Annotated in this window: 25 protein-coding genes; 18 read left to right on the top strand and 7 right to left on the bottom strand. The window is 41.1% G+C overall.

Annotation, left to right across the window (positions count from 1 at the left end):
- The first annotated feature begins 95 nt into the window (after window positions 1-95).
- Entirely contained in the window at window positions 96-425 is a 330-nt protein-coding gene (locus MHH31_RS14935) for a YuzD family protein (RefSeq protein WP_008346819.1), read from the top strand.
- A 102-nt stretch (window positions 426-527) separates the two neighbouring features.
- Window positions 528-758, top strand: a complete 231-nt coding sequence (locus MHH31_RS14930; RefSeq protein WP_008346816.1) for a hypothetical protein — start codon at window positions 528-530, stop codon at window positions 756-758.
- A 48-nt stretch (window positions 759-806) separates the two neighbouring features.
- Here MHH31_RS14930 and MHH31_RS14925 read toward each other — a convergent pair whose 3' ends face one another.
- Window positions 807-1,874, bottom strand: a complete 1,068-nt coding sequence (locus MHH31_RS14925) for an NAD(P)/FAD-dependent oxidoreductase (protein WP_047945358.1) — start codon at window positions 1,872-1,874, stop codon at window positions 807-809.
- A 246-nt stretch (window positions 1,875-2,120) separates the two neighbouring features.
- On the opposite strand from MHH31_RS14925, the gene MHH31_RS14920 reads away from it, so the two are divergent.
- The 3 genes from MHH31_RS14920 (at window position 2,121) to erpA (ending at window position 3,918) form a co-directional block, all read left to right on the top strand.
- Entirely contained in the window at window positions 2,121-2,357 is a 237-nt protein-coding gene (locus tag MHH31_RS14920; RefSeq protein ID WP_008346813.1) for a YuzB family protein, read from the top strand.
- A 270-nt stretch (window positions 2,358-2,627) separates the two neighbouring features.
- Complete coding sequence (gene dapF, locus MHH31_RS14915) at window positions 2,628-3,482, top strand: diaminopimelate epimerase (RefSeq protein ID WP_047945357.1); 855 nt, start codon at window positions 2,628-2,630, stop codon at window positions 3,480-3,482.
- Window positions 3,483-3,555: 73 nt separating this feature from the next.
- Complete coding sequence (erpA, locus tag MHH31_RS14910) at window positions 3,556-3,918, top strand: iron-sulfur cluster insertion protein ErpA (RefSeq protein ID WP_017358921.1); 363 nt, start codon at window positions 3,556-3,558, stop codon at window positions 3,916-3,918.
- Between the two features lie 113 nt (window positions 3,919-4,031).
- Here erpA and MHH31_RS14905 read toward each other — a convergent pair whose 3' ends face one another.
- On the bottom strand, window positions 4,032-4,451 hold the full coding sequence (locus tag MHH31_RS14905) for a hypothetical protein (RefSeq protein ID WP_342494943.1): 420 nt from the start codon (window positions 4,449-4,451) through the stop codon (window positions 4,032-4,034).
- A gap of 202 nt (window positions 4,452-4,653) precedes the next feature.
- Here MHH31_RS14905 and MHH31_RS14900 point away from each other — a divergent pair, with 202 nt between their 5' ends.
- Window positions 4,654-4,860 (top strand): hypothetical protein, encoded by a 207-nt coding sequence (locus tag MHH31_RS14900; protein WP_008346803.1) that lies wholly within the window; start codon window positions 4,654-4,656, stop codon window positions 4,858-4,860.
- Between the two features lie 46 nt (window positions 4,861-4,906).
- Here MHH31_RS14900 and yumC read toward each other — a convergent pair whose 3' ends face one another.
- Window positions 4,907-5,905: a ferredoxin--NADP reductase 2 gene (gene yumC, locus MHH31_RS14895; protein ID WP_039181175.1), complete on the bottom strand. Its 999-nt coding sequence runs from the start codon at window positions 5,903-5,905 to the stop codon at window positions 4,907-4,909.
- Between the two features lie 390 nt (window positions 5,906-6,295).
- Here yumC and MHH31_RS14890 point away from each other — a divergent pair, with 390 nt between their 5' ends.
- The 4 genes from MHH31_RS14890 (at window position 6,296) to MHH31_RS14875 (ending at window position 8,920) form a co-directional block, all read left to right on the top strand.
- Window positions 6,296-7,513, top strand: a complete 1,218-nt coding sequence (locus tag MHH31_RS14890; RefSeq protein WP_160758061.1) for an NAD(P)/FAD-dependent oxidoreductase — start codon at window positions 6,296-6,298, stop codon at window positions 7,511-7,513.
- Between the two features lie 135 nt (window positions 7,514-7,648).
- Window positions 7,649-7,774: a YuiA family protein gene (locus MHH31_RS14885; RefSeq protein ID WP_008346797.1), complete on the top strand. Its 126-nt coding sequence runs from the start codon at window positions 7,649-7,651 to the stop codon at window positions 7,772-7,774.
- Window positions 7,775-7,855: 81 nt separating this feature from the next.
- A complete protein-coding gene (locus MHH31_RS14880) occupies window positions 7,856-8,176 on the top strand; it encodes a YuiB family protein (protein WP_003212933.1) in 321 nt (106 codons plus the stop codon).
- Between the two features lie 99 nt (window positions 8,177-8,275).
- A complete protein-coding gene (locus MHH31_RS14875) occupies window positions 8,276-8,920 on the top strand; it encodes a 3D domain-containing protein (protein WP_024719745.1) in 645 nt (214 codons plus the stop codon).
- A 40-nt stretch (window positions 8,921-8,960) separates the two neighbouring features.
- On the opposite strand, the gene MHH31_RS14870 is transcribed toward MHH31_RS14875, so the two are convergent.
- Window positions 8,961-9,437: a divergent PAP2 family protein gene (locus MHH31_RS14870; protein ID WP_024719744.1), complete on the bottom strand. Its 477-nt coding sequence runs from the start codon at window positions 9,435-9,437 to the stop codon at window positions 8,961-8,963.
- Window positions 9,438-9,763: 326 nt separating this feature from the next.
- Between MHH31_RS14870 and MHH31_RS14865 the strand changes: the two genes are divergently transcribed.
- On the top strand, window positions 9,764-11,254 hold the full coding sequence (locus tag MHH31_RS14865; protein WP_008346787.1) for a leucyl aminopeptidase: 1,491 nt from the start codon (window positions 9,764-9,766) through the stop codon (window positions 11,252-11,254).
- A 139-nt stretch (window positions 11,255-11,393) separates the two neighbouring features.
- Window positions 11,394-12,722, top strand: coding sequence for a Na+/H+ antiporter family protein (locus MHH31_RS14860; protein WP_024719743.1), 1,329 nt, complete (start codon window positions 11,394-11,396; stop codon window positions 12,720-12,722).
- 47 nt (window positions 12,723-12,769) lie between these two features.
- Here MHH31_RS14860 and MHH31_RS14855 read toward each other — a convergent pair whose 3' ends face one another.
- The 3 genes from MHH31_RS14855 to MHH31_RS14845 form a co-directional block, all read right to left on the bottom strand.
- Window positions 12,770-13,366, bottom strand: coding sequence for a biotin transporter BioY (locus MHH31_RS14855; RefSeq protein WP_304717711.1), 597 nt, complete (start codon window positions 13,364-13,366; stop codon window positions 12,770-12,772).
- 116 nt (window positions 13,367-13,482) lie between these two features.
- The gene (gene ald / locus MHH31_RS14850) at window positions 13,483-14,619 is read right to left on the bottom strand and encodes an alanine dehydrogenase (protein WP_342461937.1); all 1,137 of its coding nucleotides are present in this window, start codon (window positions 14,617-14,619) and stop codon (window positions 13,483-13,485) included.
- A 110-nt stretch (window positions 14,620-14,729) separates the two neighbouring features.
- Window positions 14,730-15,959: a PucR family transcriptional regulator gene (locus MHH31_RS14845; RefSeq protein ID WP_008345900.1), complete on the bottom strand. Its 1,230-nt coding sequence runs from the start codon at window positions 15,957-15,959 to the stop codon at window positions 14,730-14,732.
- Window positions 15,960-16,366: 407 nt separating this feature from the next.
- On the opposite strand from MHH31_RS14845, the gene MHH31_RS14840 reads away from it, so the two are divergent.
- The 6 genes from MHH31_RS14840 to essA all read left to right on the top strand — a co-directional run bounded on the left by MHH31_RS14840 (window position 16,367) and on the right by essA (window position 26,222).
- Window positions 16,367-16,660, top strand: a complete 294-nt coding sequence (locus MHH31_RS14840) for a WXG100 family type VII secretion target (protein ID WP_003213769.1) — start codon at window positions 16,367-16,369, stop codon at window positions 16,658-16,660.
- A 95-nt stretch (window positions 16,661-16,755) separates the two neighbouring features.
- Entirely contained in the window at window positions 16,756-16,995 is a 240-nt protein-coding gene (locus tag MHH31_RS14835; protein WP_008345897.1) for an EsaB/YukD family protein, read from the top strand.
- Between the two features lie 14 nt (window positions 16,996-17,009).
- Window positions 17,010-18,323 carry a type VII secretion protein EssB gene (essB, locus tag MHH31_RS14830; protein ID WP_024719741.1) on the top strand — a complete coding sequence of 438 codons (1,314 nt, stop codon included), beginning with the start codon at window positions 17,010-17,012 and terminating at the stop codon, window positions 18,321-18,323.
- Between the two features lie 51 nt (window positions 18,324-18,374).
- Window positions 18,375-22,850, top strand: a complete 4,476-nt coding sequence (gene essC, locus MHH31_RS14825) for a type VII secretion protein EssC (RefSeq protein WP_342494942.1) — start codon at window positions 18,375-18,377, stop codon at window positions 22,848-22,850.
- A complete protein-coding gene (esaA, locus tag MHH31_RS14820; protein ID WP_342494941.1) occupies window positions 22,847-25,744 on the top strand; it encodes a type VII secretion protein EsaA in 2,898 nt (965 codons plus the stop codon). The genes essC and esaA overlap by 4 nt, the downstream gene beginning before the upstream one ends.
- A complete protein-coding gene (gene essA / locus MHH31_RS14815; RefSeq protein WP_274660903.1) occupies window positions 25,725-26,222 on the top strand; it encodes a type VII secretion protein EssA in 498 nt (165 codons plus the stop codon). Before esaA ends, essA begins: the two co-directional genes overlap by 20 nt.
- Window positions 26,223-26,318 lie beyond the last annotated feature (96 nt).

Raw genomic sequence — 26,318 nt, 5'->3', positions numbered from 1 at the left:
TTATAGCACAATCTCATCTTGAAACAAAAAGTGATTTTGACTTTTTTCATACAGAAAATTCAGCTAAAATAAAGAAAGAATGGGGGGCTTGTCAAATGAACAAAACCGTTGACCTTTATGTATATGGAAGAGATGTCCTGTGCGCTAGTTGCGTGAATCTGCCTTCTTCAAAAGATACATTTGAGTGGTTAGATGCAGCATTAAAACGAAAATATCCAAATCAGCCGTTTCGCATCACATATATCGATATTGAGCACCCGCCTGAAAACGAACGCCAAAAAGAATTATCTGAACGAATTCTTGATGATGAATTCTTTTATCCGCTTGTCCTTGTTGAGGATCAAATTGTAGGAGAGGGCAATCCGAAATTAAAAGATATTTATCAAGAAATGGAGAAATACGGGTACGAAGAGAGCAGTGAATGAGCTGTTCTTTTTTTTAGAAAAACAAATCGAACAAACGTTCCTTTTTTAGGTTGATTTAGAACATTTGTTCGTATATAATGAGATAAAAGGAGCGTGAGCATCATGAATTATTTACTAAAACAATCTCTTCATCAACAAATACCGATTGATATGATTTATATGAAGAAAAATGGAGAGTGCTCGAAACGAAAAATCATTGTACATCGTCAAACTGAACAGTTCATACAAGCGTATTGTTTATCGAAGAAGACGATCAGAACGTTTCGTAAAGACTGCATCCTTGCGCTTGCTCCTATCAAAGTGAACCATCCATCGGCACATGCCGTTTCATAATAAAAGCTCCTTCATTAGAAGGAGCTTTGAGAAAAAATTCACATCATTTTATCCATTGTGATGCTTGTACATCCAAAGAAGTCCAGATTTTAAGAGTCTTGGAACACGACCAACAAGCGGGCGATCCGCTACTAAGCCAAAGCCGGCTTTTTTCCCTAAAGAGCCGAGTACGCCTTTTAACTTAAACTGCGGGTAAGTCTCAGGAAGCGGCTCGTTCTTCCAGCGTTTCTGTAGAGATTGCACAATTTGCTCTGCCTGTGCCTCGGCAAGCTGTGCACTTGGTGCGTGCGGCAAGCTTGCGCAGTCACCTACGACATAGACATGCTCATCTCCAGGGAGATTGTGATGAGGAGTTAAGACGACACGGCCTTGGGCGTCTTTTTCAACATCCATATCTCGCACGACTTTACTTGGCTGAATTCCTGCTGTCCACACGATGACATCTGCTTCAATGGCATCGTCATGGTTGTACACAACTCCTTCTTCAACCTTCGTAATATTGGCGCAATTAATGATCTTTACATCATTTTCTTCAAACCATTTTTGTACATATAAACTTAATCTTTTTGGGAAACTGGAAAGAATCAGTTCTCCGCGGTCAAAAAGAATGATGTTTAAATCAGAACGGCTTTCACGCAGTTCACTGGCCAGCTCTACCCCGCTAAGTCCAGCACCGACGATACCAACCGTTGCACCTGCACTCAAATTGTTTAATTTGTTATACGTATGTCTTGACTGATCAATGGTTTGAATGCTGTATGTATGTTCTTTCGCACCAGGGACATTGTGATACTTGTCCTCACAGCCGAGTCCGATTACCGTATCATCATATGGAATCGGTTCACGGTCGCTAAATAAGATCTGTTTGTTTTCAATATCAATTTTTTCTACTTCCCCGTATTGAATATCCAGCTTTGGATGCTCTGGAAAAGATACTCGAATGTGATGATCAGAGATCGTTCCAGCAGCAAGTGCATAATATTCTGTTTTTAAACAGTGGTAAGGATTTCGATCAATTAATGTGATAGTAACATCATCAGGTAATTGATTTGGCAATAAGCGGTGGAGAACCCGCATATTCCCGTAACCTCCGCCGATCAAGACTAAATTTTTCATGACGATTCTCCTTTTCCCCCTAGACATTGAAAAACACTTATACTAAAAAACTTTAAGTTAAAATACCAAATAAAATTATATCGAATTTACTGTGAAACCACAATAATTGTTTCAAAATAACCTACATATTCATTACTTAGTCCTAAATAGTAAAACATTTTACGGGGAATAGGCGTAACGAGCTCATGTTTTGACTAATAGAAGGAATTTCGGTAGGATAGTAAGGCAAATGTGAGGTGAAGCACAGTGTTTCCGCTGATCGAATTTTGTGTAAGTAATCTTGCACAAGGGTCTCAAGAAGCAAAAGAGAAACTTGAAAAAGACCCAAACTTAGATGTAATGGAATACGGTTGTTTAAGCTACTGCGGCAAATGTATGGACTCCCCATTTGCCCTTGTGAATGGAGAATTTGTTTCTGGAGAAAATGCAGAGCAGCTAGTCGAGCGTATTTATGCTTTTATAGAGGAAAACGACATGTTTTAAATGCACCACATGGGTCATGAGGTGCATTTTTTTCATATATTCAGTTTCCGTTTTTTAGGGGAAAATGTAGAAAGCGCATCCAATATGTTATGCTAATAAAATATCATCAAAATGAAGCATCACACGAGAGAAAAAGAGGCATATGCATAATAAAAGCCCTTTGCCATGGCAGCAAAGAGCTTCTATGTATGAAAAACGGGGGATGATAAGATTGTCTCCTGAATCGACTCCTTTTATACTATAAAGAAACAACATTTTTGGAGGACGCTCATGACATCATTTCAATTCACGAAAATGCACGGACTAGGAAATAATTATATATACGTCAATCAGATGAAGGAACAGCTTCCAGAAGAGCAGCTGTCAGAGATAGCGATCCGCGTTTCTTCTGTTTATACAGGTATCGGTTCAGACGGAATGATTCTCATTTGCCCATCAGATGTTGCGCCTGTGAAGATGCGCATTTTCAACAATGATGGATCAGAGGGGAAAAACTGCGGTAACGGTCTGCGTTGCGTTGCTAAATATGTATATGAGCATCAAATCGTAACAGACACAACGTTTAAGATTGAGACATTGTCAGGACTTGTTGAGGCGACTGTTCATGTGCAGGATGGTCACGTTCAGTTAGTGACAGTAGATATGGGTAAACCTCGTTTTGAAAAAGAAGCGATGCCAATGCTTGGTGAACCGGCCAGTACAACGATTAATGAACCGCTTGATTTTGGAACGACGACCTTAAATGGAACAGCTGTTTCAATGGGGAATCCCCATATCGTTTTCTATTTAGAAGACATTGAACAGGCGCCGCTTGATTCACTTGGGCCAATTATTGAAAAGCATGACATGTTTCCAGAAGGCGTCAATGTAGAATTTGTGGAACGTGTCAGTGAAACGGAACTGCATTTCCGCGTGTGGGAAAGAGGATCAGGGATTACGCAAGCGTGCGGAACAGGAGCATGTGCTGCGGCTGTATCAACGATTGTCAATGGACATGCGAAAAAAGAAACGGATATGACCGTTCATCTAGCTGGCGGAGACCTCATCATTCGCTGGAAAGACAATGACCATGTGCTGATGACAGGACCTGCTGAAACAATTTGTGACGGCACATTCTATCTCTAAACCATTTATTTGAGAAAAGGCAACATCACGTTTATAATTGAAAAGAAACATCCAGTCAAAAGGAGGGATGATCGTGAGTACACCAGTAACGATTACAGAAGCTGCTGCATTGCAGATTAAAGATATGATGAAAGAACATGAAGAAGAAAATGCGTTCCTACGAGTGGGCGTAAAAGGCGGCGGCTGCAGCGGTCTTTCATACGGAATGGGCTTTGACCATGAAGTTTCTGAGAAAGACACGCAGTTCGAACAGCAGGGCATCAAGGTCCTTGTCGACTCCGAAAGCCTTGACATCATGAACGGCACCATCATTGATTTCAAACAATCACTAATGGGCGGCGGTTTCACGATTGACAATCCGAACGCAATTGCGTCATGCGGATGCGGTTCTTCGTTCAGAACAGCTACGAATACCGGTACGCCGGAAGAGTGTTAATATCTGACCATGGATAAAGATAAGCCTTCTTGTTTGTTTGCTTTATGAACAAGAAGGCTTTTTTTGTTTTATTAAGAAAGACAAATATAAAAGAGATGCTCGGTCAGCATCTCTTATTCCATTGCTTCTTCTATTTTCAATAGTTCTTTATCCAAGATATCCACCAACTCTTCCGTGCTAAACAAATAGATTACCATTTCTTTATTGCCATCTTCCACATGGACTTCAACCTCAATTTTTATATTGGCCGGTTCTCCAAGATACACCACTTCAAAAGTGCCCATTTTTTTCGTTTCATTGTTTTTATTCATTTTTTGAACGTTGGTGAGTATCTGTTTGATTTCTTGTTCACTCAAACCAGAATCCAAAACCGAAGTGGATACACGCTTTAAAAAAGGTTCTAGCTGATCAACATCCATATTCAATCCTGCAGCGAATTGAGCATAATGTTTGTTATAATCTTTTGCAAACACTTCTACTGAGCCGCCAATTATCAGTAACAAGCTCAAACTAATCATGAAACGCTTTATCATCTTTCCACCTATCCTTCATGACGATCTTCTCCTTCTTATATCGGTTGAACAGATCAAATCTTCATTGATTCGATTTCTTCTCAAACAATTCATAAATCGCTCAATTTTGTTACAGCTTGTCCTCACAACTGGCTATTTCCATTCGAAAAGAGTATCATGAGAACCAAACATAAACTGTCATCAGAAAAGAGGTTGCTGAGGTTTGAGTGAACAAATCAATTGCAGGAACTGTCATGAACTGATTCCGTATCGTTCGAAAACATGTCCATCTTGCGGGATAGACAAGCCGCTTCCGAAAAAGGAACGTGTGAAGGATCGGGTGATTTTGGTTGTGGCAGGAATTGTTGTGGTGTTACTCGCTGCAATGGTACTTGGAATGGCGAATGCCTATATTGGGATTTTTAAATAAACAAAAAAGGAGTTCCGCAGATGGAACTCCTTTTTTTGATCCGTTCTTATTTGTTTTCAAATAAGCTTGTGGAATGAAGCGGCTGTACACGAGCTTTCGGGTCCATGTAAGCTTTGGCGTTGTTCACAGCAGTTGGTGCTTCACCAAATCCGCTTGCGATTAATTTGACTTTTCCTTCATACGTACAGATGTCTCCTGCCGCATAGAAGCCTTCGATGTTTGTTTCCATCGTGGATTTGACCACGATAGAGTTCTTTTCGATTTCAAGGCCCCATTGTTTGATTGGTCCAAGGGAGGAAACAAAACCGAAGTTGACGATCACGTCATCCACATCTAGTACTTGCTTTTTATCGCCTTTCACTTCTTCAAGCACAATTTGTTCAATGCGGTCTTCTCCAATGAGCTCAGTTGGAACAAATGGTGTCAGCACATTGACTTTCGAGTTGTGCAAGTTTTCTACACTGTGCTCATGTGCACGGAATTTATCACGACGGTGAATAATCGATACTTCTTTTGCGATTGGCTCAAGCATCAGTGCCCAGTCAACCGCAGAGTCTCCGCCGCCAAGAACAGCAACACGTCTGCCAGCGAATTGGTTCAAGTCATTGATGAAGTAATGCAGGTTGCTTCCTTCAAATGATTCTGCTGTATCTAGCTCAAGCTTTCTCGGTTGGAATGCACCGTTACCAGCTGTAATGATGATCGTTTTTGAATAATGAACCTCTTGATTCGTAACGAGTTTGAAGATACCGTCTGCTTGTTTTTCAACCGTTTCCACAGCTTGCTCTAAGCAAATGGTTTGATCAAATTTATCCATTTGTTCCTTTAAATTATCAACTAATTCTTGTGCGCGGATTTTTGGGAAACCAGCCACATCATAAATGTATTTTTCAGGGTAAAGAGCGGATAGTTGACCGCCGAGCTGAGGAAGGCTTTCAATGATTTTCACACTTGCCTGTCTCATGCCTCCGTAAAACGCAGTAAACAATCCGACTGGGCCGCCCCCGATAACGGTAATGTCATATACCTTAGAATCTTCTTGCATTCCTTAATCCTCCCAAATGAAAATTGTTATCACTATATCATATCATACCACATATCGTCGTTTGACTTGTTTTGAAAAACTTGTCGTTTTTTGATGCCGATGCTGTGAAAAGGGGAAAAAAGAGAGAAAGACCGTTTATCCTAAGGATTTTCAGTTTAAAGCCTTGAAAAAAGGAGCAGAACTCGCTATTATTGTTAAGGGAACTAAATATTAATTTTTTATGAATTTTTGTCGGATACGGTCAAATGCTTTCGTTTTTTGTAGGTGAAAGTTCAGATTTTCACATACTTATTTTTTTGTTTAAATTTCATAAAATGCCGCAAAGCGGTTGAGAATAACGATATGTAATTCTTTATCCGTTTTACAGCAAATTTAAAAAAGGTGGATGTGATTCCAGTGAATAAACCGAAAATCGTTGTATTAGGTGCAGGTTATGGCGGATTAATGACTGTAACAAGATTAACAAAACAGCTTGGCACAAATGATGCGGACATTACTCTTGTGAACAAGCATAATTATCATTACGAAACAACATGGTTACATGAAGCAAGTGCAGGTACTCTTCATCATGACCGTTGTCGTTATCAAATCAAAGATGTGATTAACAGTTCCCGTGTCAACTTTGTACAAGCAACAGTTGAAAGCATTAATAAGGAAGAGAAGAAAGTTGTGACATCAGATGGCGAACTTTCTTATGACTACCTTGTTGTTGCGCTTGGTGCTGTTCCTGAAACATTTGGTATTGCAGGACTGAAAGAATATGCATTCTCAATCTCTAACATCAACTCTGCTCGTCAGCTTCGTGAGCACATTGAACTTCAATTTGCGACATATAATACGGAAGCTGAAAAGCGTCCAGAGCGTCTGACAATCGTTGTCGGCGGTGCAGGCTTCACAGGTATTGAGTTCCTTGGTGAGCTTGGAAACCGTGTACCTGAGCTTTGCAAAGAGTATGATATTGATCAAAAAGACGTGCGTATTATCTGTGTAGAAGCTGCACCAACAGCTCTTCCAGGATTTGATCCTGAATTGATCGACTATGCGATGAACTACCTTCAAGGTAAAGGTGTTGAGTTCAAAATCGGTACAGCGATCAAAGAATGTACGCCTGAAGGCATCATTGTTGGAAAAGACGATGATACAGAAGAAATCAAAGCAGAAACAGTTGTTTGGGCTGCTGGTGTACGTGGTAACCCAATCGTTGAAGAAGCTGGATTTGAAAACATGCGCGGCCGCGTAAAAGTGTCTCCAGATCTTCGTGTACCAGAAAATGAAGATGTATTCATCATCGGTGACTGCTCATTAATCATCAATGAAGAAATTAATCGTCCATACCCACCTACTGCACAAATTGCGATGCAGCAAGGTGAAACAGTAGCGAAAAACCTTGCAGCACTAGTAAAAGGTGGCACGCTTGAAAGCTTTAAGCCAGACATCAAAGGAACAGTTGCTTCTCTTGGTGAACACGACGCTGTAGGTGTTGCGTTTGGTAAAAAACTTCAAGGAACAAAAGCTTCTGCAATGAAAAAAATCATCGACAACCGTTCATTATTCATGGTTGGCGGACCAGGACTTGTTCTGAAAAAAGGAAAATTCAAGTTCTTCTAAACCGATATAGACAAAAACGTGTATCCCTGTGGTACACGTTTTTTAATGTTTTACGGAATATTTTCTCACTTGGTACTGGACAGAAAAATATGTTATGATGAATTATCAGAAAATTTAGATTAAGGAGTGAGCAATATGAATGCACAAACGAAAGAAAAAAAGTCAACTTGTCAGTATTGTTCAGGAAAAGGATACTTTCAGTTATTGCTCGGCGGATCAGAAACGTGTGAGGAATGTAAAGGGACAGGAAAGAAGCATTAATTTTACGGCTTTTTCCATTGATTGACTTCATCTCTATTTCCAAGTTAAACTAATGATGGGATATTTGGGGGTGGAGATGAAGTGATCAGTTTACCAGTCGTTATCATTTCAGTTATTTTATTTTTCGTGTTATTCTTCGGCATTGGCTTTTTGCTGAATATGCTGCTGAGAATGTCATGGATTATGGCAATTTTATATCCAATTGTATGCCTTTTCATTATCAATAATCAAAAGATGATCGCTTATGTAAGAGAACCAGGCATTGCTTTTTCCGGGATAGGAGACCGCATCGTTTCTCTTGCTGCGGCAGATATCATTATTTTATTAAGTGGTCTGATTGGTGCCATTGCCTCAGGTTTTGTCATCAATGCTCTTCGTAAAAGAGGCTATCAAATGTTTTAACTCACTTGTCTACACGCAAGTGGGTTTTTTTGTTTCTCCTTTGCATAGTTTCCATTTTGTTTGGAAACAAATAGATGGGTAGAGGAGTGACAAATAGAAATGAAAACATGGATGAAACGATTGTTCATGACAGTTCTGTTTATGCTTGCCTTGATGACAAGCTTTACGGGCATATCTGGCGTAGAACCAAGTGATTTAGCTGCATGGGTGAAAGAGACCGATGCCGGTAAGCACGTATCTTCTTTTTTAAAGCATCCAAAAAGGCAGACGATGGCGGTGAAAAGTGACGATTTGCGTGCTGTTTCTCTCGAAGAAGCATTTAATTGGAACGATTATCCGAAGCAAAAGGTTGTCGCCACAGGTTATACAGCAGGTGTAGAATCAACAGGTAAGACGAAAGAACATCATGCATATGGCATTACATATTCAGGCGTCAAAGTAAAACGTGATTTATATTCAACCGTGGCAGCGGACCCATCTGTCTTTCCGATTGGAACTGTCCTGTTTATCCCCAATTATGGCTATGGTGTAGTCGCAGATACTGGGAAAGCGATTAAAGGTCATAAGCTTGATTTATATTATGAAACGGTTGATGATGTGTATAGAGAATGGGGTAAAAAAGTGCTGGACGTTTATGTGATTAAAAAGGGTGAAGGAACGCTGACAGAAAAAGACTTAAATCAGTTGAATGAAGCAGAATCGATGCAAGTGTTCCGGCAGCAGTTTCAAGCCAATAAAGAATAAAAAAGCTTTGGATCTCAAAAGGTCCAAAGCTTTTTCGTTTCTACATGAAGTAATAATCTAAGATGAGTGTGAGCAAAATTCCTGTTAAGCCGCCGAAGAAGACTTCAATCGGCTTATGCCCAAGAAGCTCTTTCAATTTCTTTTGCTTCTCTTTTTCTTCCGCACTTGGGAAGTTCTTTGCCTCGGCAACAAACCGGTTAAAATCTGTGACCAGTTTGTTCAGGACAGTTGCCTGTTCTCCTGCCTGTCTGCGAACACCTGTCGCATCAAACATCGTAATAATGGCAAAGATGGCGGAAATGGCAAAAATAGATGTTCCTAGCCCGTGCTCTAAAGCAACTGCTGTTGAGAGTGCTGTTACTGCTGCGGAGTGTGAACTTGGCATTCCGCCTGTGCTTGTAATGAGCGACCAATCTAGTCGTCTAGAAATGATAAATTGAATCGGTACTTTTACAAATTGTGCAAAAAAGATGGCTGCAAGGCTAGCAAGCAGCGGAAAATTCGTCAGTACGCTCATGAACAAGAAACATCCTCTCTTTAAGAAAAAATAACGTGCGAAATGATAAAGTATTTACCCTAGTAAGATAAAAAAATGATGGCAGTAAGAACTGTTGCCAAGTCCATGTTCATTATAACATTAAAGAAAGTAGATGTGGAACGAGGAGACCATGGACAGGCTGCTATGGATCGCTGCCGCTTTTTCATGATGCCCTTCCGCGTGCCAAAATATAAATGTTCTTCAAGGGAAGACAGGCTGGCAATGATCGTATCAGCACATAAATTTTGATATAATAGAAGTTCCAATGTGAAATATGGAGTTCATTGAAGGAGCGTGTGATAAATATGTTTTTCTCGACAAATGAGTTGCAACATAAAGATACACTGGCCATCGGACTTTTTCAAAAGAGCCAATTATCAGGAAAAGCAAAAGAAATGGATGAGTTACATGGAGGAAGAATCACTGAATTATTAAAAGAAGGCGATATTTCGTCTAAGCGAAATCAGCTTTCGAAATTTTTCCCATCCCCTGAAACCGGCATTAAACGCATTTATTTTGTCGGGCTTGGGAAGGAGTCAGATTACACGTTTGAAGAGGCAAAGGAAGTGTTTGCGCATTTATTTAAAAAGCTTCATCAAGATAAAAAGCAAGCAGTTTCGGTTTTGCTTGATACATTCACAGGAAAGGATCTGCCTGTTCAAGATGCAGCCCATGCCCTTTCTGAAAGCTGCCTTTTAGCTACATATGAATTACAAGATTTTAAACATAAAACGAATGAACCGGATCGCTTTATCGAATTTGTTTATGCAACAACGGATCATGATGCTGCCGAAATTCAGGCAAGTTTGAAAGTGGGCGAAGTCTACGGACAATCGGTCAATTCGGCTCGTACACTTGTGAATATGCCGCCGAACATGCTTACGTCCTCTGATCTTGCATCCTATGCGGCAGAGCTTGCTTATAAATATGAATTCGAGATTGAAATTTTAGATAAAGAACAAATGGAAGAGCTCGGAATGGGCGGTATTCTAGCCGTTAATAGAGGCTCAACAGAACCACCGAAGCTGATTGTATTGAAATATCAAGGCAAGGAAGAATGGACAGACGTCATCGGCCTTGTCGGTAAAGGCATTACGTATGATACAGGTGGGTATTCCTTAAAGCCAAGAGCAAGTATGGTAGGGATGAAAACTGATATGGGTGGCTCAGCCTCTGTTTTAGGCGCAATGGAAATCATCGGTGAACTTCGTCCAGAGCAGAATGTCATTGCGGTCATCGCCTCAACAGATAATATGGTCTCAGCAGATGCGATGAAGCCAGATGACGTCATTGTCTCACTAAGCGGCAAAACAATTGAAGTGCTTAACACGGATGCAGAAGGTCGGCTTGTTTTAGCAGATGGTGTGACCTATGCGAAGCAGCATGGTGCCTCTGTGCTTGTGGATGTTGCGACATTAACAGGCGGTGTCATTGTGGCACTTGGGAATGAGACAACAGGCGTGATGACAAATAACGATGAACTGTATGCCCAGTTTAAAGAGGCATCAGAAGAATGTGGGGAAATGATTTGGCAGCTGCCAATCACCGAAAAAGATAAAAAACGAGTAAGAAACAGCAAAATGGCTGATCTGAATAACTCACCAGGCCGTGATGGTCATGCGATCATGGCAGGTGCATTCATTGGGGAATTCGCTGAAGACACCCCTTGGGTGCACTTAGATATTGCAGGAACAGCCACGACAGAAAAACCTTCATGCTTCGGGCCAACAGGAGCAACAGGTGTGATGGTCAGATCATTAGCAACATTTGTGGAACGATTTGAACCGAAGAAATAAAGACAGAAGCTCTGCCAGTTGGCAGAGCTTTTTATGTAGGACATACGCCATTTGACGAAGTAAATTTTCTATGGTAACATACGTTGGTACTTTAATTATCTACTACATTAGTAAACTAAAGGATTTCGGAGGTTTCACCATGAATGCAGTTGTTTTAGCGGTTGTTTTAATGTTGATATTAAGCTTGCTGCGGGTCAATGTCGTGATTGCGCTGGCACTTGGCGCTTTAGCGGGCGGACTTGCAGGTGGATTAGGTCTAGGGGGAACAGTTCAAGCGTTCACTGACGGTCTTGGCGGAAATGCGACAGTGGCGATTAGTTACGCACTATTAGGTGCATTCGCAGCCGCCCTGACGAAAACGGGTCTTCCTGATGCCATGGTCGAAGGAGCTGTGAAGCTTCTTGGAAAAGAAGGCGATTCAAGAAGAAAAACATTATCAAAAGTGCTCATTATTCTGGTCATTTTGATTGTATCTTGTTTTTCTCAAAACGTTGTTCCTGTTCATATTGCCTTTATTCCGGTCTTAATCCCGCCATTATTAAAGGTGTTTAACGAGCTTCAAATTGACCGCAGACTGCTAGCATGTGTGATGACTTTCGGACTTACTGCACCATATATTTTACTTCCGGTCGGTTTTGGACAGATTTTTCACGGAATGCTTCGTGACAACATGAAAGATGCAGGTTTAACAGTGAATTTAGCAGACATTCCGTATGCGATGCTGATTCCTGTAGGCGGCATGGTTGTTGGCTTGATCGTTTCACTTTTTGTCTATCGTAAGCCAAAAACATATGAGAATCGTGACATTACGGATGTAGAAAAATCAGCATATACAAAAAAGAGCTTATTCTTTGCTGGACTTGCGATCCTTGTATCACTTATTGTTCAGTTATATCTCTCTCAAAGCCTTGGAGTCGAAGGGATGATCTTCGGTGCGCTTGCAGGCTTGCTTGTCTTGTTTGTAACTGGAATGATGAAACGTGATGAAGCAGATGCGCTGATTACATCTGGCATGAACATGATGGCATTTATCGGATTTGTCATGCTTGTTGCAGCTGGATTTGCCAATGTTTTAACGAAAACAGGAGATATTGAATCTCTCGTCAAGGCGTCTTCTCAATTTATCGGAAACAGCCAAAGCTTAGCGGCTATTTTAATGCTATTGGTGGGTCTGCTAGTGACAATGGGCATTGGCTCATCATTTGCAACGATTCCGATTATTACGACGATCTTTGTCCCGCTTTGTTTACACTTAGGATTCAGCCCGATGGCGACTATTGCGATTATTGGTTCAGCTGCGGCGGTAGGAGATGCAGGTTCACCTGCAAGCGACAGTACACTCGGACCAACATCTGGACTGAATATGGATGGACAGCATCACCACATTTGGGGTACATGTGTCCCAACATTCGCCTTTTATAATATCCCGCTCGTCTTGTTCGGCTGGCTTGCGGCAATTATGCTATAAATGAAAAAAGGTTCCTTACTCATAGAGTAAAGGAACCTTTTCTGATATTAGGAAGCTGTTTGTTCTTTTCGAAAGGATGTGGCTTTTGAAACCGATCGATAAATTTTAGGTGCCAGCATCGCAAGGAGGATGGTCAGCGCGTAGTCTTTTACCATAAACCACATCATGAAGAACCATGTGGTTTGATAAGAGATTGGTGCGTTCAGCCATACATTTAATGCGATGTACGTATAAGTTGTCCCGATCACATACATCACGGTCGTTCCTGCAATGGCTGCAAATAAAAAGCGGCTAAAACCAGGGTTTTGTCTTTTTTCAAGAATGAATCCGGCAAGCCATGCAGCAGGAATGTATGATAACACAAAGCCACCGCTTTTTCCTAAAATAACGCCTAGACCCGCCGAGAACTGTGCGAATACAGGTGCACCAGCGATCCCAACAAGAGCATAGACAATCATGGCCAATGCGCCAAGTCGTCTGCCCAGCAAAAGACCAGCAAGCACACAAAAAAACGGCTGCATCGTAAGTGGGATTCCGCCGACCTGTAAAAATGGCACAATGGATGTGATATTGGCTCCGATAGCCATGAGTGCAGCAAACATCCCGACGAGCACAAAGTCAGCTGTTCTTGTCTTCTTTTGCATGATATTTCCCCCTGTCTTATCTGTACAAATAGATTAAGGGGAAGAGATTCTTTTGTCAACTCATTTTTATTTTAGGTTAACAATAAAACCCGCCCCTGAAAAGGGCGGGCTAAATATTAAGCTTCGGTCATGGAAGAGGTTTCAAGGGCTTTACTAACAGGCACATAATCATAGCCGAGATCACGAGCGACAGCTTCATAGGTGATATATCCGTTCATCACATTGACGCCTTCAGCAATCGCCTTGTTTTCTTTGATCGCTTTTGCAGCGCCTTTATTTGCAATCTGCAGTGCGTATGGGACCGTGACATTTGTTAAAGCAACTGTCGATGTTCTCGGAACCGCTCCTGGCATATTGGCAACAGCATAATGTAAAATGCCGTGCTTTTCATAAGTAGGCTGATCATGTGTTGTGATATGATCGATTGTTTCCACAATCCCGCCTTGGTCAATGGCTACATCGACAATGACAGAACCAGGCTTCATTTGTTTCACCATTTCTTCTGTGACAAGGGTTGGAGCTTTAGCACCTGGGATGAGAACCGCACAAATGAGCAGGTCTGCCTCGCTCACTGAATCTGCAATGTTAACAGGATTAGACATTAACGTTTTCATTTGATGACCAAACTGATCGTCCAGCTGACGTAATCGTTCCGCATTTACATCAATAAGGGTGACATCTGCGCCAAGTCCGATCGCCATTTTCGCTGCATTTGTTCCAACGACGCCGCCGCCAATAATGGTGACTTTCCCTCTCGATACTCCTGGCACGCCGGCGAGCAAAATGCCTTTTCCGCCTTTTGGCTTTTCTAAAAATTGAGCACCAATCTGAGCAGCCATTCTACCTGCTACTTCAGACATTGGCGTTAATAGAGGGAGTGATTTTCCGTCCGTTACCGTTTCATAAGCAATGGCTGTTACACCTTTTTGTTTTAATGCTTCAGCCAAGGAGGGCTCTGCTGCAAGGTGCAAGTACGTAAATAAGATCAGACCTTCTCTGAAATAAGCATATTCTTCAGGTAATGGTTCTTTTACCTTCATAATCATATCAGAAGATGCCCACACATCTTTCGCTTGATCAAGAATCTCTGCACCAACAGATACATAATCGTCATCAGTGAAACCGCTTCCAAAACCAGCGTTCGTTTCAATTAAAATCTGGTGTCCAGCTGAAAGCAATTGAGATGCTGCTCCTGGTGTTAATGCGACCCGGTTTTCATTGTTCTTAATCTCTTTCGGAATGCCGATGATCATATCAATTCCTCCTATGCTTATCTATTGATATTGTATGTCTAGTGTATCCTGAAAGTTTAGAAAATTCTTCGGTTGAATGAAAAAATTAAAAAACGCCTCTTTGTGAAATTTCACAAAGGGACGTTTTTTAGCTTCATATCAAGATAAATGGTCATTTTCTCATTCATGTTTTTTAAATCAATTTCTGCAATGTCCGTAATCCGCTTCAGTCTGTAATTCAATGTGTTGATATGAATATTTAACTGCTTTGCGGCGATATTGGCGTTGCTGTCACAATCAATAAACCGTTCAAGGGTCTCGACGAGGTTGGAATGATGCCTGAGATCGTAATCCTCAAGCTTTGATAAAGAGTAACTGGAATAAGACGATCCCTTTCGTTTTTCAGCAAGCACATCTAAGTATTGATAAATACCCAGTTCAGAAAAGCTGTTTAATTGTTCTGTTTCCACAGGAAAGCGTTCTTTTGTTTTTAAGACGGCCAGTGCTTCTTTATAGGATGGCTGAATATGAGTAATGTGATCGTAAATTCCACCAATGGCCGCTTGAACGTCATGGAGCTGATACCGATCAGACAACTGCTTTAGCATGCCGCTTGTGAATTGTTTAATATCTTGAAGCGGATGTTCTGTTTTTGGCGAGACAAGAATAATGAATTCGTTAAAATCAACAGTCGTTAACAGCACCTGCACTTGCTGCGTTGTTTCAAGCAGATAGGAGAGCTTCTTTTCCGTATCTTCAGTGAGTTCATCACGAAGGCGAAAAATAATAATCGCATACGTGTCTGGACACCTCATTCCAAGTCTCAAGAAGAGATCAAGCATCTCATCCTTTTCATGAATATGTCCTGTGAGCATCTTCCAAAATAGCTCCTGATTGCGTTCTTCTGTTTTCGTTTTTCGAATTTGTAAATTGAGTAATTTGTTTTTCACGGCATGTGCTGCCATCTTGAGAAGGTCCATTTCTTCATCTGAAAAAGGCTGCGTGGATTCAATTGCCCAGATAAAGCCGAGCACCTCTTTGTCTTTCCATATGGAAATGGCAACCCTGCTGGATAGACCGACTTCTGCAATTTGAGGTACGCGAAGCGGTTCATCTGTTTTAAGGAGTGTAGGAATGATACCGTCTTTCCAAAGCCGATTAATGACTTTTTCCGGTACACGGCGGGAGATAATGGTTGAAGTTCTGGCGGGATCAGTGAAATCATTATGTGTGCTATAGGCTAATAATCGATGATGAGTATCTTCTATAGTAATAGGGCAATTGAGCACATCACTAATTTGGTCTGCCACATCCTCTAAACGATCAAGGCTATACTTAAATGGATCTGTCTTTTTTGTCATAAAAAACCCCTGCTTTTTCGAATATTTCACGTACTTACATTATGAAGAGAATCAGGTACGTAAATCAACAAAAAAATGCCATAATCATTAAAAAAACAAAAAGCTTGAGAAATGAGCACATTGGTCATGCGTTGATCACAAAAAGAAATAGTACAATAATAATGTAGTAAAAAATCAATAGGCGGAAAGATTCATGGAAGTGCACGCCCTTTTATTAAGAATATATGACCAAAAAACTGTTAAATAATAGATAAAGAGCGAAAAAACAGTAATTCCATAGACTCATTTTGTAAAATAAAAACAGATTTGTTTGACTGTGTATCATTTCTGTTTTTATAATAATAACGTCAAAAAATAAGTGGATTAGCCCATTATATGGCGGCTATGCACGGGAGGTAATGAGGAATATGTCAGGAATTATTCGCGTAACCCCAGAAGAACTAAGAGCGACCGCTAAGCAATATGGTGTTGAAAGTCAAGAAGTGTTAAACCAAGTTGATCGTCTAAATAGAATGATCTCTGACCTAAAAGGAATGTGGGAAGGTGCTTCTAGTGAAGCATTCGCTGATCAATACGAACAGCTTAAACCTTCATTCATCAAAATGTCTGATCTATTAACAGATGTCAGCAATCAGCTTGATCAAACTGCAAATACACTTGAAAGCACTGACCAAGACATCGCTAGCCAAATCCGCGGCTAATCAAAGGGATTTCCTTTCTAAGTGTGAAAAGCAGAAAAAGCGCCGAGTCTGTCAGTTGATGCCGGCGCTCTTTCTATTTTGTGAGGTGGAAATTTGTGTATATCGATATTACCATCGACTTAAAAAACTATGATGGCAGTGTGTTTGATTTGAGACTATCAAATTATTTACATATTAAACAAGTCATCCATATCGCCTGGCAGGCAAAACAAATCTCACTACCTAAACGAGATGGCGGATGGGTGCGTGTAGTCAATAAGAAAGCTGTGTTTTCAGGCGAATATAAGCTGTCAGACTGTGGAATCACCACAGGAGACAGGCTGGAAATACTATGAAAGGACTTTTGTAAATGGCAGATAAAAAGAGTTCCTATTTAGAAGAACAATTAGAAGCAGTCATGAAAAAAGAGGAAGGCACTTACACCTTCATTTTTCAAAGAGAGACAATTAAACTCTTAGACGGTTTAGAAGCGGCACCGATTAAAGACATCAATCCTTCATTTAAAAAAGAGATCCAATTAACCGAAGGTGAGGTCATCATTTCGATTCAACCGCCTCCTGCCTATCAGGAATTTCGTTTCATCCATGCAAAGGATGAAAAAAGCAAATGGATTTTTTCATACCAGCTTGTCGATGCAGTGTGCAAACACGACGTGAAGCGGCTGCATCCTATTGTTTCTCCTGAAAACATTGTTTTTCATCAAGGCTTAGCGCCTGCATTTTTGCATTACGGGGTTAAAGAAAGCATCCCGCCATATGAAACCGACCAACATCGTCTGTTAAAAGAGGTCAAAGCCGTCATTCTTCGAGTGGTGGACCATGAATATCAGTTTCAAGAATATTTGGCTTATCATGATACGTTGAAATTATCTGAGCTGGCAAAGGAAATAAGTGATACACAGTCACTGGAAGAATTGTCTGCTTTGATTCAACAAAACATAGAAGCCATCGAAGCAAAAGAAAAGACGCTCTTAACCATTCCAAAAAAGAAATGGAAGATCGAACGATACATTGGACTTGGTCTCCTTGTTCTTTTGATTCCTGCATTGGTGTATACCATTTACACGTTCTTTTTCGCCATGCCGAAACAAGAAGCGTATGTGGAAGCGAACAAATATTATCTCAACAAACAGTACAGCCAAGTGGTGGATACGCTCGAAAAATACAAAGCCGATCAAATGCCAGTCTCTCTTCAATATGAACTGGCCATTTCGTATGTGCAAACGAATCAAGGGAATCTATTGCTTGACCAGCACAAAAAAGAAATCACGGATACGTACACATTGCAGACAGACCCGCAATACTTCCTGTTCTGGATTCATATTGGACAAGGCAATAGCAAGGAAGCTCTGGATATTGCAAGGGTGCTCGGGGACGACCGATACATATTCACAGCACTCGTCGCCTACCGCAATGAAATTCAAAATGACGACAGCCTATCTGCTGAAGAAAAACAAAAACAGCTAGATCCAATCATTAAGGAAATGGCGAAGTATGAAGAAAAAGAAACAACGGAGACGAGCACCAATGACTCCTCAGATGCAAGCCAAACAGATGAAACAGCTGAACAAAAAGAGCAGTCAAAAGCCGATCAGGAGAAAAAAGAGAAAGAATCTGATGCAAAAAAGAAAACCTCTCAGACGAAAAAAGATGAGAAAAAATAATTCTTTCGATACAACTGACAGTTGGTGCTGTCCGATGAGGAGGTGGAGCGTTTGAGTCTTCTATGGGTTTTTTATGAGGAAGATTATCAAACTGTCCGTTTAGATGAGCAGTTCAACCGAGAAGCTGTGATTGGACCTGAAATAGAGCATACAGTAACGATTCCTTCCCTTTCGTTTGATGAAGGGTTGATTCGTTTATCTCCAGATGAAACGAATGACGGCTTTTCTCTTTATCAGGGCGAAAAAAAGAAAGGTCACTTACTTCCACATGAACCATATCAGGTTGGTTCACTCACACTCATGTTGATGGATTCACATCATGATCAATCCATTTATTACCTAGGAAATAGAGTCGAAGTGACTATTTCAAGTGAAGAAATAGATGAAGCGGATGTGTGGAAAGAACAAGCTCATTCAATGTTTCAAGATGCCAAATCCTTCACGTTGGAAAAAATAGAAGGCACTTGGTATGTCATTCCCCAAGATGAGACGATCTATGTGAACGGGAAACAGTTGCACGGTCCACAGCAGCTTCTTGCTGGAGATGAGCTGTTTTGGAACTTTTTGACGCTGTCATTGAAAGATGATGATTTATTGCAAGTAACAGCATTTGAACCATTTCAAACACGTTTAGAAAAAACAAGGCCGCCGAGTACCGAAACGAAACAAAAATATCCTTTATATAGACGAACACCACGTTTGATTTACGATCTGCCAGATGACCGGGTGTCTTTCAGCTTTCCTTCACAGGAGAGTGAAAATAATGGCAGAGGACTTTGGCTCGTGGTTCTTCCACCGCTTGTCATGCTGATTGTCATGGGGATCGTGGCCCTTGTACAGCCGCGAGGCATCTTTATTGTCGTGTCAATGGCGATGTTTATTATGACGTTAATTACTTCGTCCGTTCAATATTTTAAAGAGAAATCACAGCGCAAAAGACGAGAAGAGAAGCGGCAACGCGTTTACTCGCTTTACTTAGAAAATAAGCGGAAAGAGCTGCAAGAACTGTATGACCGTCAACAATTTATTTTAACGTATCATTATCCGTCCTTTGAACAAATGAAATATTTGACGTCAGAAATCAGCGGGCGTATTTGGGAAAAGACACTTGTCAGTGATGATTTTTTACAGCTGCGTCTAGGGACAGGTGCAGTTCCTTCAAGTTATGAATTATCGACGAGCGGCGGCGATATGGCCAATCGTGACATCGATGACTTAATGGAACAAACACAGCATATGCAAAACGTCTATCGCGAGGTAAAAGATGTACCGATTACGTTCGGTCTTGCGGACGGTCCAACCGGATTAATAGGAAAACCGGCAATTGTCAAAAATGAGCTTCACCAGCTTGTCGGCCAGCTTGCTTTCTCGCACAGCTATCATGATTTGAGATTTGTTTTTATCTTTAATGAACAGGAGTATGAGAACTGGGAATGGATGAAATGGCTGCCGCACTTCCAACTTCCTCATACATACGGGAAAGGGTTTATATATAACGAACAAACACGTGATCAGCTCTTGTCTTCTATTTATGAAATTTTGCGAGAGCGTGATCTGGAAGAGGAAAAAGAGAAAAAAATCTTTACGCCTCACTTTGTGTTTATCGTGACAAACCATGAACTTATTGCGGAACATGTGATTTTAGAATACCTAGAAGGCAGCCGGACGGATTTAGGCATCTCAATTATCTTTGCGGCAGAAACAAAGGAAAGCTTGGCTGAAAATATTTCAACGCTTGTTCGTTACATTAACGAAGAAGAAGGAGATATTCTCATTCAGCATAAGAAGGCCGTACGAATTCCATTTCAGCTGGATGCACATGAGCGAGCGGACAATGAGCTGTTTGCCAGAACCTTAAGAACATTAGATCATCAAGTCGGGATGACCAACTCAATTCCAGAAACGGTTTCCTTCCTTGACCTGTTTCATGCCAAACAGGTAGATGACATTGGCATTCGTGAAAAATGGCTGACATCTGAAACAGCAAAGTCATTATCTGTGCCTATCGGTTATAAAGGAAAAAACGATATTGTCGATCTGAATCTGCATGAAAAAGCACATGGCCCACATGGTCTGTTAGCGGGAACAACGGGATCAGGAAAAAGTGAGTTTTTACAGACGTATATTTTATCCTTGGCTGTACACTTTCACCCGCATGAAGTGGCGTTCCTGCTCATTGATTACAAAGGAGGCGGAATGGCGCAGCCGTTCCGAAATATTCCGCACTTACTTGGTACGATCACAAACATTGAAGGCAGCAAAAACTTTAGTGAAAGAGCGCTTGCCTCTATTAAAAGTGAACTGAAGAAAAGGCAGCGCTTGTTTGATCAGTATCATGTGAATCATATCAATGACTATACGAAACTCTATAAAGAGAAAAAGGCGGAACAGGCGATGCCTCATTTGTTCTTAATCTCTGATGAGTTTGCTGAATTAAAAAGTGAAGAGCCAGATTTTATTAGAGAGCTTGTCAGTGCTGCGCGGATTGGACGAAGTCTCGGTGTCCATCTCATTTTAGCGACACAAAAGCCTGGCGGGGTCATTGATGATCAAATTTGGAGTAACTCCCGCTTTAAAGTCGCATTAAAGGTACAAGATGCATCAGACAGTAAGGAAATTTTGAAAAATAGTGATGCAGCGTCGATTACCGTGACAGGTCGTGGATATTTACAAGTGGGGAACAATGAAATCTATGAATTATTCCAATCGGCGTGGAGCGGTGCACCGTATATGGAAGATGGCTACGGATCAGAAGATGACATTGCCATTGTAACAGACACTGGACTGATCCCATTATCAGGGGTAAGTACAGAGCCGGCTGTGAAAAAAGAGACAGTGACGGAAATTTCCGCTGTTGTGGATGAAATTGAACGTATGCAGCAGGAGCTTGGAATTGAAAAGCTTCCGAGTCCATGGCTTCCACCGCTTGAAGAACGGATTCCGAAAACACGTTATGCATCAAGTGAAGAGCACGTCTTCCATTTCGCTCTTGTCGATGAGCCAGATCAGCAAAGCCAGCATCCACTTTCTTATCAAATGATGGAGGATGGAAATATTGGCATCTTCGGTTCATCCGGCTACGGCAAATCACTTGCTGCAACCACACTGCTTATGAGCTTCGCAGAAAGATATTCACCTGAAGAATGGCATGCATATATTTATGACTTCGGTAACGGCACCTTGCTACCGCTTGCCAAACTTCCGCATACGGCTGATTATTTCTTAATGGATCAAATGAGAAAGATTCAAAAGTCGATGAAGCGTCTTCGTGAAGAGGTTGAATATCGCAAGCGTTTATTTAGACAGCAGGAAATGAGTCATATCAAAATGTACAATGCGCTGAATGAGAAAAAGCTTCCATTCATATTTATCGTGATTGACAACTTTGACATTGTGAAAGACGAAATGCATGAACTCGAATCTGAATTTATTCAGTTAAGCCGTGATGGACAATCGTTAGGCATTTATTTCTTAATCACAGCGACTCGTGTCAACGCAGTCCGTCAATCTCTTATGAACAACTTGAAAACAAAGATTGTCCATTACTTAATGGATCAAGGAGAGGCATACTCCATTATTGGCAGACCGAAATTCAGCTTAGAGCCGATTCCAGGACGAGTCATTATCAACAAAGAAGAGCTTTACTTTGCCCAAATGTTCCTGCCAGTTGAAGGAGAGAATGATCTCGAATTGTTTGAGCATTTAAAACAAGAGATCCAGCTTCTTCATGATCGCTTTGAATCAGCTGAAAAACCAAAACCTGTACCAATGCTTCCTGATAAACTGACCATTTGGGAGCTAGAGAGTCGCTTAGAAGAACAAAAACAGCCGTATGACATTCCAGTCGGACTAGATGAGGAATCTGTTGCACCTGTTTACTTTGACTTGAAGAAGAATAAACACTGCCTCATCATCGGTCAAACGCAGCGAGGGAAAACAAATGTGACAAAGCTGATGCTTGATCAGCTATTAGTAGCAAAACCTGAGAAGCTGGCTGTCTTTGATTCGATTGATCGGGGGCTCTCTCATTATGCAAAAGAAGAGAACATTGATTACCTTGAAACAAAGGATGATATCACAGAATGGGCAGAGGAAATAGATCGTTTATTCAAGGTGCGTGAAGAGATGTACGTCGAAGCTGTGCGCCGAGGAGAGACTGATCAGTTGTCGTTCTCTCAAATTGTGCTTGTGATTGATGGCATTACGCGTTTTCAGCAGACAATCGACCCGCGTCTTCAAGATCAATTGGCTGATTTCATGAAGTCATATACACACTTAGGCTTCAGCCTGATCGCGTCAGGAAATCATACCGAATTCAGTAAAGGCTATGATGCACTCACAAACGAAATCAAACAGGTTCGTCATGCCATGTTACTGATGAAAAAATCAGAGCAAAACATCATACCGCTTCCGTATGCAAGACAAGAACCAGAGATTCAGCCAGGCTTCGGATATTTGGTTGAAAACGGGAAAGAGAAGAAAATCCAGGTTCCTTTATGTGCGGTAGAAAGGAAGAGTGTTCAATGACAGACCAGCAAAAAAGCTCCATCAAAATCGTGTCGACCATGATACTGATTCTCGTCTTGCCGGTTCTATTTTTCCATCTCATTGGGGATGATCCGGCAAAACAGAAAAAGAATGCCACACGTAACATTGCCGTGGTCAATGAGGATATGGGGGCGAGCGAAAGTGAAAATACCGCTCGTTTCGGACAGGATGTGGTGGCGGCATTATCAGAGCGTCCAGATTACACATGGACAGTCGTCAATCGAAGTGCGGCAGAAAATGGCCTGAAAAATAGAAAGTACGATGCAGTTCTCTATATTCCATCTGACTTCTCTAAAAATGTGCTGAGCTATGATAAGGATCATCCTGAGAAGGCATCTATCCAATTCTCAATCCAAGATCAGCTCAATGCAGTGAATAAAGAAAAAGTACAAAGAGAGCTAGAAAATGCTCAAAAGAAAATGAATGAACAAATGTCGACTTTATATTGGAGTTTTGTATCACAGGAAATCGGCAATGTCAGAGAAGAGTTTGAGCATATTGTTGGCAAAGAGGTCGAATTCCAAAACACGATGTACAACTTCTATAAGCCAAATTCAAACAAACTATCTGATGCCGTCCAGCAGCAGAAGAAACAAATAGAAGAACTAAAAAATGCGATGGCCGATTCACAAAAACAGTATAAAGACGGTTTAAGTACAACAGAAGAAGCGAAAAGCCAGCTGAAGGATTTCGTAAAAGTAGTCGATCAATATCAGCAGTATCAAGACAAACAAAAGGATCTCTTGATCAAAGCGCAATCGACAAGTAAAAAACAAATCCAGCAAGGACTCAAACAGCTTGCGGAGATTCAAAACCAAAATGCCCGCAGCTTTAGCGATCAAATGGGCGGACTCAAAACCGATATCAATGGGGTCCAAAGTCAGCTTAAAACAACGGACAGCGCAATTCAATCCGTTCAAAAGGCAAGAGAAGACGCAATCCCTAAGCAATCGTCGGGATTAACGGACCTTGTGAAGGCGTCTCAAGAAGAGCTGTTGAAGAATTATGAAGGTCAATACTTAGAGGCCTATAAAAGTAAGATCATCGCCTTGCAGAATAAGCTAGAGACAAAAAGGCAAGAGCTAATCAACGCACCCGAGCAGCCAGCTGATCCTGATGATGACGGGCAATCAGATCAAGATAATGAGAACCCAGAAGAGATTGGCATTAACTTAGATGATGAAACAAATGAACTCTCGCAAATTTCATCGGAAATGAACGATCTAGCTGATCAATTAGAAGATCAGACTGCACCTCCTACTAATGAAGATGATAAAGAGGGGGAAAATGGTCAGGATGCTGTTCAGCCAGATAACAGCGGCACGAATCAATCAAAAGATGACCTAAAAGCACTGTCTAATCGTTTAGAAGAAGTGAAAAAGAAGATTCAAGAAAAAGCGGCCGCTCATAACGACCAATTGAAAGACAAAGTAAGTCAAATGAGTAAGGAGCTTGAAAGCCTCACGAAAAAAGTAGAGAAGCTTGAAAAGATGATTCTGAGGTTACAAGATCGATATAACGTCATTCCGAATGAAATCAAAAATCAGGAATCCTCTATTTTAAACAAAGTGCAAGAGCTGAAACGAGTAAACTCGCCGATTGGCAACACTGTGAATACGAAAATATTTGATCAAGAGTTTAAAACAAATTCAACAAGCACCAAAAAGTTAATGGAATACTCCAATCAACTGTCTCAGCTAGAGATGATGCTTGGGAATCTATATCAACCAACAAACAACTCATCTCTACTAGACACAAAAGGAGATGAAATCCAGTCCATCCTTTCCATCAAAAAAGAAGAAACGGAAAACTGGGATACACTCAAAAATCAGATGCTGACGTCAAATGATGATGTGTCTACCTTTATTGATGAGATGCAAAAATTCTCAGATGGCTACGCAGAATACATTTCGACTCAGCAGGCAAGTATGGAACAGGAGTTAAATGCCATTTCTGAAAGTGCGGACACAGTAGCTGAACAAATGGCTGATCAAGGAGATGCGGTGTATACAGCAGACCTTGCGGGCAGTTCGATTGTTGTGAGTGCACAGGATTCAATTGGTCAGGAAGTGCTTCGTCTTTCTGAAAATATGAGCTCGTTAACCGACCGCCAAAAAGGGGTGGCCGATTATACGAATAATATTGAAGAAAGTGTCACAACCGTTCAAGAAAAAGCAGACACGTTGAACGAAAACTGGAGTAAGAATGTCAATTCTACGAAGCTTGTTCAACAAGATTTAAAGGGTATTTTAGGCAACACTTTAGACGATCAAGGCAACAGCAACTATGTGTATAACCATTTAGCTAATCCGCTGAAAATTAGCGGCGATGTGCCAGAAGAAAAAACGCAGACTGTACCGCCAGTAGTCATTTTGGTTATTGTGATGATCAGCAGTTTGTTGATTGGCTTTTTTAGCTCGTACTATGCGTCAGCGCCAATGCTGGTCAAAGGTGCACTCTTTGGTATTTTAAATCTGCTAGTCGGGCTCATGATCAGCCTGTTTGGACTCAACATTTACAAACTAGCTGATGACCAAGCCATTCAATGGTCGATCTTTACGATTTTGCTACTAGTGGCATGCTCTGCCTTTATTCGCACAGCTTTCCTTTTCGGTTCAATTGCCGGATGGATGGCAGCAACGACGCTTATTTTCTTCTTTGTTGCACCGTTAATTGATTTGGTCATGCCAAACTTCCATTTTACAAATCCAGTGACAGACGTGTATTTGTCCATCCAATATGGAAATGGAGACAACTTCGGTATGGGCATCACAGGGCTACTGATTTTAACGATATTGTTCATGGTCATTCCACTAGTGAAGAAGCTATGGAAAGACAAAACAGAGGAACGTGATGTCACTCATGAGGCTTAATCTATTCGTCAAAGGGATGGCACTTGGTGTCATATCCCTTTTTCTCCTCAGTCCTGCTGCTTTTGCTGCTACAGGTGAAGATACGGATACGAATGTCAAGCCGAATGAATATCAAGAAAAGAACCTCAATATTAATTCGAGTATATTGAGGGATCAAACGAAATACGAACAAAGCAAAACAACATCTAAAGTCAAAACGGACATTCACTTTGCTGACCCGCCTAAGACCTCTGGTGGTCAACTTTCGCCGCAAATTTTTAGTGATCTGAAAGAAAATCCGCCTAAAACGCCAGCTCGTATGATGAAAGAGATGGATATCTCTTTCAGCGATTCGGCTGTATCAACGCCTTCTGGCGATGATCATGAAAAGCAGAGATCGGCGCTTCTGCCAATCATTTTTGGCATCTTGATCGCCTTTGGCATCATTGTCATGATCATTCTCATTCCAAAGGTGAATGTGAAGACGGAAAAGAAATAGCCTGCCTTATGAAAAGGGCAGGCTTTTCTTTATGCAGATTGCTTGATGTGAGACCGATTCACTATTTAAAATAGTGTTATCAAGGGAGGAGATTGT

Source organism: Bacillus sp. FSL K6-1033 (assembly GCF_038630765.1).
GTDB lineage: Bacteria > Bacillota > Bacilli > Bacillales > Bacillaceae > Bacillus > Bacillus altitudinis.
Note: the sequence above shows the minus strand (reverse complement) of the source record. Positions and strands in the feature narration are given on the sequence as shown.

Bases quoted from the DNA above. Each gene is read 5' to 3' on its own strand.
- MHH31_RS14870 (WP_024719744.1), bottom strand. From the start codon at position 9,437: ATGAGCGTACTGACGAATTTTCCGCTGCTTGCTAGCCTTGCAGCCATC.
- MHH31_RS14930 (WP_008346816.1), top strand. From the start codon at position 528: ATGAATTATTTACTAAAACAATCTCTTCATCAACAAATACCGATTGAT.
- MHH31_RS14885 (WP_008346797.1), top strand. From the start codon at position 7,649: ATGAATGCACAAACGAAAGAAAAAAAGTCAACTTGTCAGTATTGTTCA.
- essA (WP_274660903.1), top strand. From the start codon at position 25,725: ATGTCACTCATGAGGCTTAATCTATTCGTCAAAGGGATGGCACTTGGT.
- MHH31_RS14845 (WP_008345900.1), bottom strand. From the start codon at position 15,959: ATGACAAAAAAGACAGATCCATTTAAGTATAGCCTTGATCGTTTAGAG.
- MHH31_RS14905 (WP_342494943.1), bottom strand. From the start codon at position 4,451: ATGATAAAGCGTTTCATGATTAGTTTGAGCTTGTTACTGATAATTGGC.
- MHH31_RS14860 (WP_024719743.1), top strand. From the start codon at position 11,394: ATGAATGCAGTTGTTTTAGCGGTTGTTTTAATGTTGATATTAAGCTTG.
- yumC (WP_039181175.1), bottom strand. From the start codon at position 5,905: ATGCAAGAAGATTCTAAGGTATATGACATTACCGTTATCGGGGGCGGC.
- MHH31_RS14925 (WP_047945358.1), bottom strand. From the start codon at position 1,874: ATGAAAAATTTAGTCTTGATCGGCGGAGGTTACGGGAATATGCGGGTT.
- dapF (WP_047945357.1), top strand. From the start codon at position 2,628: ATGACATCATTTCAATTCACGAAAATGCACGGACTAGGAAATAATTAT.
- MHH31_RS14935 (WP_008346819.1), top strand. From the start codon at position 96: ATGAACAAAACCGTTGACCTTTATGTATATGGAAGAGATGTCCTGTGC.
- MHH31_RS14840 (WP_003213769.1), top strand. From the start codon at position 16,367: ATGTCAGGAATTATTCGCGTAACCCCAGAAGAACTAAGAGCGACCGCT.
- MHH31_RS14875 (WP_024719745.1), top strand. From the start codon at position 8,276: ATGAAAACATGGATGAAACGATTGTTCATGACAGTTCTGTTTATGCTT.
- ald (WP_342461937.1), bottom strand. From the start codon at position 14,619: ATGATCATCGGCATTCCGAAAGAGATTAAGAACAATGAAAACCGGGTC.
- MHH31_RS14855 (WP_304717711.1), bottom strand. From the start codon at position 13,366: ATGCAAAAGAAGACAAGAACAGCTGACTTTGTGCTCGTCGGGATGTTT.
- essB (WP_024719741.1), top strand. From the start codon at position 17,010: ATGGCAGATAAAAAGAGTTCCTATTTAGAAGAACAATTAGAAGCAGTC.
- MHH31_RS14865 (WP_008346787.1), top strand. From the start codon at position 9,764: ATGTTTTTCTCGACAAATGAGTTGCAACATAAAGATACACTGGCCATC.
- esaA (WP_342494941.1), top strand. From the start codon at position 22,847: ATGACAGACCAGCAAAAAAGCTCCATCAAAATCGTGTCGACCATGATA.